The organism is Shinella sp. 838 (genome assembly GCF_029623935.1).
Taxonomy (GTDB): Bacteria; Pseudomonadota; Alphaproteobacteria; order Rhizobiales; family Rhizobiaceae; genus Shinella.
Window position 1 is genome coordinate 1 of record NZ_JARSBQ010000039.1, and the last position, 7126, is coordinate 7126.

5 protein-coding genes are annotated in these 7126 nt (G+C 57.4%); 2 read left to right on the forward strand and 3 right to left on the reverse strand.

What is annotated here, in order from left to right; genetic code table 11:
• Positions 1 to 1430, forward strand: a 1430-nt coding sequence (locus P9A16_RS35140; protein WP_278026547.1) for a proton-conducting transporter transmembrane domain-containing protein, incomplete at its 5' end; no start/stop codon positions are given.
• Between the two features lie 4 nt (positions 1431 to 1434).
• Positions 1435 to 4026 (forward strand): YbcC family protein, encoded by a 2592-nt coding sequence (locus tag P9A16_RS35145; RefSeq protein ID WP_130521379.1) that lies wholly within the window; start codon positions 1435 to 1437, stop codon positions 4024 to 4026.
• Here P9A16_RS35145 and trpB read toward each other — a convergent pair.
• From trpB to msrP, 3 genes are all read right to left on the reverse strand, one after another.
• Positions 3938 to 5164, reverse strand: a complete 1227-nt coding sequence (gene trpB / locus P9A16_RS35150; RefSeq protein WP_130521377.1) for a tryptophan synthase subunit beta — start codon at positions 5162 to 5164, stop codon at positions 3938 to 3940. The genes P9A16_RS35145 and trpB overlap by 89 nt on opposite strands.
• A gap of 267 nt (positions 5165 to 5431) precedes the next feature.
• Positions 5432 to 6061 (reverse strand): protein-methionine-sulfoxide reductase heme-binding subunit MsrQ, encoded by a 630-nt coding sequence (msrQ, locus tag P9A16_RS35155; RefSeq protein WP_278026548.1) that lies wholly within the window; start codon positions 6059 to 6061, stop codon positions 5432 to 5434.
• Entirely contained in the window at positions 6061 to 7002 is a 942-nt protein-coding gene (msrP, locus tag P9A16_RS35160; protein WP_130521559.1) for a protein-methionine-sulfoxide reductase catalytic subunit MsrP, read from the reverse strand. Before msrP ends, msrQ begins: the two co-directional genes overlap by 1 nt.
• Positions 7003 to 7126: the final 124 nt, after the last annotated feature.

The following is a 7126-nucleotide window of genomic DNA, read 5'->3' on the forward strand; positions in this document are numbered from 1 at the left end:
CGGAAAACCTGACGGTCCGCTACGCCACGCCCCCCAACTCCGAACCGAACCTCACCACCATAAACCGGTTGGTTCTCATCCGCGCGCGCAGATACCGCGTGGCTGTTCGGATGCTTACGATAGTGCTGCGTTATGCTGGCAATTTCCTGGACGGAGAACGGCGCCAGGGCGCCTTCACAGGGTGGATGGCTGCGACCATCGCTGCCGTCCTCTTGATGGTTCAAGCAGGCACGTTTTTGCAACTTGTCATGGGGTGGATCACATCTAGTCTGCTGCTCCACAAACTTCTGCTTTTTTATCCGCAACGCCCCGCGGCGCAGCGTGCCGCGCGCAAGAAATTCATCATCTCACGCACTGGCGACGCGGCCCTTATTTGCGCTGCGGTCCTCTTGTCGATTGATTTTAAGACAGGCGATATCGCGACGATCCTTGCCATCGCGCGTGGCGGGGATGGCACGCCGCTGACGAGTGCTGCCGCAGCCTTTCTGGCGATCTCGGCCCTCCTCAAGTCAGCGCAGTTTCCGACCCATGGCTGGCTGACCGAAGTCATGGAGACGCCAACGCCGGTTTCCGCCCTGCTGCATGCCGGCGTTGTAAACGCCGGAGGCTTTCTGCTCATACGGCTTGCCGACGTTATGTTGCACGCTCCATTGGTGCTGGCCATATTGGTCATCGTGGGTGGGTTCACAGCGCTTTTCGGCAGCCTGGTCATGCTTACGCAATCTGCGGTGAAGACTTCACTGGCTTGGTCTACTGTGGCGCAGATGGGTTTCATGATCTTGCAATGCGGCCTTGCGCTTTTCCCCATCGCACTTCTCCACATCATCGCTCACTCCCTCTATAAAGCACACGCTTTTCTTTCTTGTGGCTGCGCCGTCGAAACGGTCTCTGCCATCCGGCGTCCAGGCCCGGTTACAATTCCAAACATAGGCGCGGTCGGTCGCGCTTTCCTTTTGGCCTTATTTATTTACGCTGTGTTTGGGGTGATCTTTGGAATCGTGGACAAACCGCCGCAGGCGATGGCTCTGGGCGCGATTCTCATATTCGGGGTAGCTTATCTCATTGCTCAAGGTCTAGCAGATGCCGCACCACGAGCGCTGACGTGGCGGACGACCCTTTATTCGATAGCGGCAGCCACAGCCTACTTCGCCCTGCAGTGGATATCAGATGATCTGCTGAACGGCACGTTGCCGACAGCACCGCAGCCCGGCCCACTCGAATGGACGCTTATGTTGCTCGCTGTCGCCACCTTTGGCTTGGTGGCGTTGGCTCAGTCTCTGTTCCCGCTATGGGCCTATCATCCGGCAGCGGCCGGCTTCAGGGTTCATCTTACCAATGGCCTCTATGTGAATGCGCTCTTCGACCGTCTGCTCGGCGGCTGGACTATTACACGATCGGTGTCACCGACGTCTGAATTCGTAAAGGAGTGAATCCATGGCCGATGTAGGTAAAGTCGAAACCTTGTATGGCGAAGCACTGGTGCGAGCAGCAAAGGAGGCGGTAGGGGCTGTTCCACCGGCCTGGCCGCTGACAACGTCCGTAGCCGTCAATCCCTTTCTCGGGCAGGTAAACGATCGCTTCGATCAGACGGCAGCGCGGCTCGCTCGGATTGGCGGCATACGGCTCGCACTACCCCGTAAGCACTATTCGGCCAAGATTGCCAATGGTGAGATCGCGGACGAAGATCTCATCGCCGCCCTTGACGCGAGTGTACTTTTTAATCGAATAGACTTGCGTGAACTTAAGATTGCCGCTGCCGCTGAGCCGCAGCATCTTGCGCCTTTGCCAACTATTTCAGAACTCGCGGCACAAGCCACGGGCACGGATTGGCCCTCACTAGTTTATGACCGCATCGGTTCTTTCGCGTCCGGCTTCTTCGATGAAGGGCAGGCCCTTTGGGCTGCATCCCGTCGCAATGGTCTCTATGCCGCTTGGCGGGAATTTGCTACCCACGATTTGACGACGGAAATCCACGGTCTAAAGAACTTTTGCTTCTATGTCACCGACGCGCCCGAAACCCCACAAGCAGCCATCGAACGAGCATCCGTTACGCTTGGTCTCGGCGCCGAGCCCGGTACTTATTTTCATCAGCTTCTGCTGACGCTTGGCGGATGGGTCCAGTTGGCACGACACATCCAATTCAAGGCAGAGTTGGAGGGCAGGGATGATACGACCGTGCTTGAATTGCTCGCTGTGCGGCTGATCTTCGAAGAGGCGCTCTACATTTGCCACAGGTCGGCCATCGATACGGAATGGGTAAAGGTGCGGCGGACCCATAGGGCGCCAGTCTCGGTAGAATTCGACACGGCGATCGACGGCATTCTCTTGTCAGCTGCCGAGCGCTCAGGCCAACGTAAGCTCGCCTGTACACTTGCCGAACCAAAGCCCGCCAATGTAACTGAAGTGCAGCCGGTGCTGCAGGCGGCATTCTGCATCGACGTGCGTTCTGAGGTTTTCCGGCGATCCCTCGAAAGCTTGGATCCAGGAATCCGCACGATAGGCTTTGCCGGTTTCTTCGGTCTCGGTATAAGTCATAAGGATTTCGCGTCCGACGTTCCCGAACAACGTCTGCCAGTTCTCCTGAACCCTTCCGTTTTCACTTGTAGCGCCGTGGATCAAAAAGGAGACACCGATGCGGGGGCACGGCTAAGCGCGCGCGCAACGCGTGCCTGGGGTCGATTCAAGCTCGCGGCGGTCTCCTCATTTGCCTTCGTTGAGGCGATGGGGCCGGTTTATGCTGGTAAACTCGTGCGCGATGGTCTCGGTTTCGGCAAAAGTAAGCGGGCAGACGTCGCCAAGCCGCACTTTAGCCCAAGCCTCGATTTGACTACGCGGGCAAGTATGGCCGAGATGGTGTTGGAGGCCATGTCGCTTACGGAGGGCTTTGGGCGCTGCGTACTTGTTGTTGGCCATGGTGCAAACGTGGTCAATAATCCCTACGCTAGCGCACTACATTGCGGAGCTTGTGGCGGGTATGCAGGTGACGTCAACGCGCGTTTGCTGGCGAGCCTGCTAAACGAGCAGCCAGTGCGTGAGAAGCTATCTATGAAAGGGATCAACATTCCTTCTAACACCATTTTCCTTGGTGCGCTGCACGACACGACGACTGACACTGTAACTCTATTCGATTATGATCTCGGAGATGGCATTGCACGCGGGGACATCGTTCGCATTCGTCATTGGCTCGCCGATGCCGGACTGTTAGCACGAGCCGAACGGTCGAAACGCCTGCCACGAGCGACGGCAGACAACGTGATCACGCGTAGTCAGGACTGGGCGGAAGTTTGGCCCGAGTTAGGACTTGCTGGCTGCCGAGCTTTCATCGCTGCACCGCGTTTCCGAACCTCCGGTCGGTCCTTGGATGGACAGGTCTTTCTCCATGATTACGTCTGGCGCAAGGATGAGGACTATAAAATTCTTGAGCTCATCCTGACCGCACCTGTTGTTGTCGCGAGCTGGATTAGTCTGCAATACTTTGGTTCGTCGGTCGCGCCGGCTCTCTTCGGGGCTGGCAACAAGTTGCTCCACAATGTCGTTGGCGGCATCGGAGTCGTCGAAGGCAACGGGGGCAATTTACGTGCGGGCCTTCCTTGGCAATCTGTGCATGATGGAGAAGGTTTCATTCACGAGCCTCTACGGCTGACGGTTGCCGTGGAAGCTCCGAGGGATGCGATCACCGCGATCTTGACGCAACATACCCAGGTTCGCGCACTGTTCGATAACGGCTGGCTAAATCTCTTTGCTCTTGACGAGAAAGGTCACATGGCGTGGCGCTACGCTAACGGCTTGATCTGGGAACCGTGTCAGCACATTGGGAACAATACCATGGCGCCCCGCGCGTGCGATACGAAAAGGGACTTAAGAAATATGATGAGGTGCTCTCCATTGGTGGCGGGTACTGGATGCGAGAACACCTCATCTACTGTTCATGTCCCAGTTAGCCCGGCTCCATCACTCGCTTTGCGTCCGCATCGAAGAATTCCGAAACCGCGAAAATATCCTTGTCACCACGGCCGCAGAGATTGAGGATGACAATGGCCTCCTTTGGCATGAGAGGAGCAATCTTTAGCGTAGCAGCCAATGCGTGCGACGGCTCGAGAGCTGGAATTATGCCTTCCTCCACCGCAAGAAGCCGGAACGCGCTCAGCGCCTCGGTGTCTGTGGCCGAGGTATATGAAACTCTGCCAGTTTCTTTCAACCAGGCGTGCTCTGGACCAACGCCGGGATAATCAAGCCCTGCCGAAATTGAATGACCCTCTCTAATTTGCCCGTCGTCATTTTGCAGAAGGTAGGTTCTATTTCCATGTAAAACGCCAGGCTGGCCCATTGACAACGATGCGCAGTGATCTCCGCTCTCTATACCACGGCCGCCGGCTTCCACGCCAAGCATCGATACTTCTGAGTCATCAAGGAAGGCATGAAACAGTCCGATTGAATTGGAGCCTCCACCTACAGCTGCCACCAGAAGATCCGGAAGTCTTCCCTCATATTCAACTATTTGCCGTCGCACTTCATGGCCGATGACAGCCTGGAGAGACCGAACCATTTCGGGATACGGATGGGGGCCAGCGACGGTCCCGATGAGATAATACGTGTCATCTATGTTCGAAACCCAATCGCGAAGCGCTTCGTTCATAGCGTCCTTCAGGGTTCCGTTCCCCGAAGTCACTGCATGAACTTCGGCCCCAAGAAGGCGCATCCTGAATACATTTGGCGCCTGCCGCTCTATGTCCTTTGATCCCATGTAAATTACACATTTGAGACCGAACCGTGCTGCAACTGTTGCAGTTGCAACGCCATGCTGTCCTGCGCCGGTTTCAGCAATGATGCGTGTCTTTCCCATTCGGAGCGCCATTAAGATTTGCCCGACGCAGTTGTTTATCTTATGGGAGCCAGTGTGGTTGAGTTCGTCGCGCTTTAAATAAATACGCGCACCACCTATCGAGGCAGACAAGCGCTCCGCCAGATACAAAGGGCTTGGCCGACCAACGTAGTGTCGACACAACAGCTCAAAGCGCGCCCAGAAGGACGAATCCGCTTTAGCTTCCTGCCATTTTGCATCCAGCTCCAGGAGGAGAGGCATCAGCGTCTCGGCTACGAACCGTCCGCCGAATGTACCGAAGAAACCATCCACGTCCGGCATTCGGGCTTTATATGTTTCCATGTCAATTTCTCCAATCGAACCATCTTACGATTCAACGCGCCATGTGGATCGCAAATCCGGAGAAATAAGCGTCGAAGCCAATCGCTTTGAGTCTCTGAGCACGACTTCGGATTGTTTGTAAAATGTGAGTGCAGTTGGAACCGCCTTATTTTCGCGGTTGCCTGCGGGCTATTTCTGCCCGCCCGGTGGCTATAGTGGCATGCTTGTTGTGCCGTGCATCCGGCATAACTGAAAGCAACTCGTTGCGCATATCGGGCGATAAGCGCACTACGTAGGTCGAGGGTATGCCCTATTATGGTTGCGCCAGTTCCGCCGCACCGCGCGCCAAGCCAGAAATAGCGTCACCAGCGCGATGTAGATCCATGGTTCCAGCCCCACGACCTTCACCGACATGGCGAAGTGCAGCGCTCCGGCTGCGGCGATGAAATAGACAAGCTTGTGCAGCTTCACCCAGCGCGGCCCGAGCCTGCGGATCGACCAGTTGTTGGAGGTCAGCGCCAGCGGAATGAGCATCACGAAGGCGGCCATGCCGATGGTGACGAAGGGGCGGCGGGCGATATCGGTGAGGATGGCGGAGAAATTCAGGTACTGATCGAACACCATATAGGTCAGGAAGTGCATCAGCACGTACCAGAAGGCGAGCAGCCCGAGCGCGCGGCGATAGCGGATCCAGTTAATCCCGGCGAGATCGCGCAGCGGTGTGATCGTCAGCGTCGCCACGAGGAAGCGCAGCGCCCACAGGCCGAGCAGGTGTTCGATCTCCTTCACGGGATTGCCCGGCAGGCGCCCCGTCGCCTCGAGCCAGAAGCCATAGGCGGCAGGCATGAGACCGGCGGCATAGAGCAGCCAGATCGAGGTCGCATGATATTTTCGGGGCAGGGCGGGGAGGCTGGCCATCAGTAGTTCGCCCGAAGGTCCATGCCGCTATAGAGGCTGGCGACATCCTCGGCATAGCCGTTGAAGGGCAGGGTCGGCCGACGGTTCGCGCCGAAGAAGCCGCCTTCGCCGATGCGGTTCTCGCTCGCCTGGCTCCAGCGTGGGTGGTCGACGTCAGGATTGACGTTGGCGTAGAAGCCGTACTCGTCCGGTGCGGAAAGGTTCCAGGTCGAGGATGGCTGCTTGTCGGTGAGGGTGATCTTCACGATCGACTTGATGCCCTTGAAGCCGTATTTCCAGGGAACGACCAGGCGGATGGGCGCGCCGTTTTGGTTCGGCAGCGTCTTGCCATAGACGCCGACGGCGAGGATCGCCAGCGGATGGCGGGCCTCGTCGAGCCGCAGGCCCTCGACATAGGGCCAGGGCAGCGACTGGAAGTAGCCCGATTGCCCCGGCATTTCCTCCGGCCGTACGACCGTTTCGAACGCGACATATTTCGCGTCACCCAGCGGCTCCACCTTGTCGAGCAGGGCCGAAAGCGGAAAGCCCACCCAAGGAACGACCATTGACCAAGCCTCGACGCAGCGCATGCGATAGACCCGGTCCTCCAGCGGCATCGCCAGCAGCTGCTCGAGGCCGAATTCCTTCGGCTTGCCGACCAAGCCGTCCACCTTGACCGTCCATGGCGTTGCTTTGAAATTTTCGGAGTTTGCTGCCGGATCGCCCTTTCCCAGACCGAATTCATAGAAATTGTTGTAGCTGGTGACGTCCTTTTCGGGCGTCAGGGTCTCGTCAACCATGTAGCGGGTCTTCGACGCCTTCAGGGCTTCGGCGAAGGCTGGTGTGCCGACAGCCGCGATCGCGCCGCCGGCGGAAGCGGCCAGAAACGAGCGACGACTGAAGAAACAGCTTTGCGGGGTGATTTCCGAGGCTGCGATTCGTGGCGGGCGATAGAGGAACATTGTGCTTATACGCCGCCTCGCTGACCTCGACTCTTTGGCCTTCCCAAAGTGCGGTGAATCTGAATCTCTGGTGCAAACCGGAGGTCTGCGATGCGATCAGGGATTTCATTACGCGAAGATTTTG

Bases quoted from the DNA above. Each gene is read 5' to 3' on its own strand.
- trpB (WP_130521377.1), bottom strand. From the start codon at position 5,164: ATGGAAACATATAAAGCCCGAATGCCGGACGTGGATGGTTTCTTCGGT.
- msrQ (WP_278026548.1), bottom strand. From the start codon at position 6,061: ATGGCCAGCCTCCCCGCCCTGCCCCGAAAATATCATGCGACCTCGATC.
- P9A16_RS35145 (WP_130521379.1), top strand. From the start codon at position 1,435: ATGGCCGATGTAGGTAAAGTCGAAACCTTGTATGGCGAAGCACTGGTG.
- msrP (WP_130521559.1), bottom strand. From the start codon at position 7,002: ATGTTCCTCTATCGCCCGCCACGAATCGCAGCCTCGGAAATCACCCCG.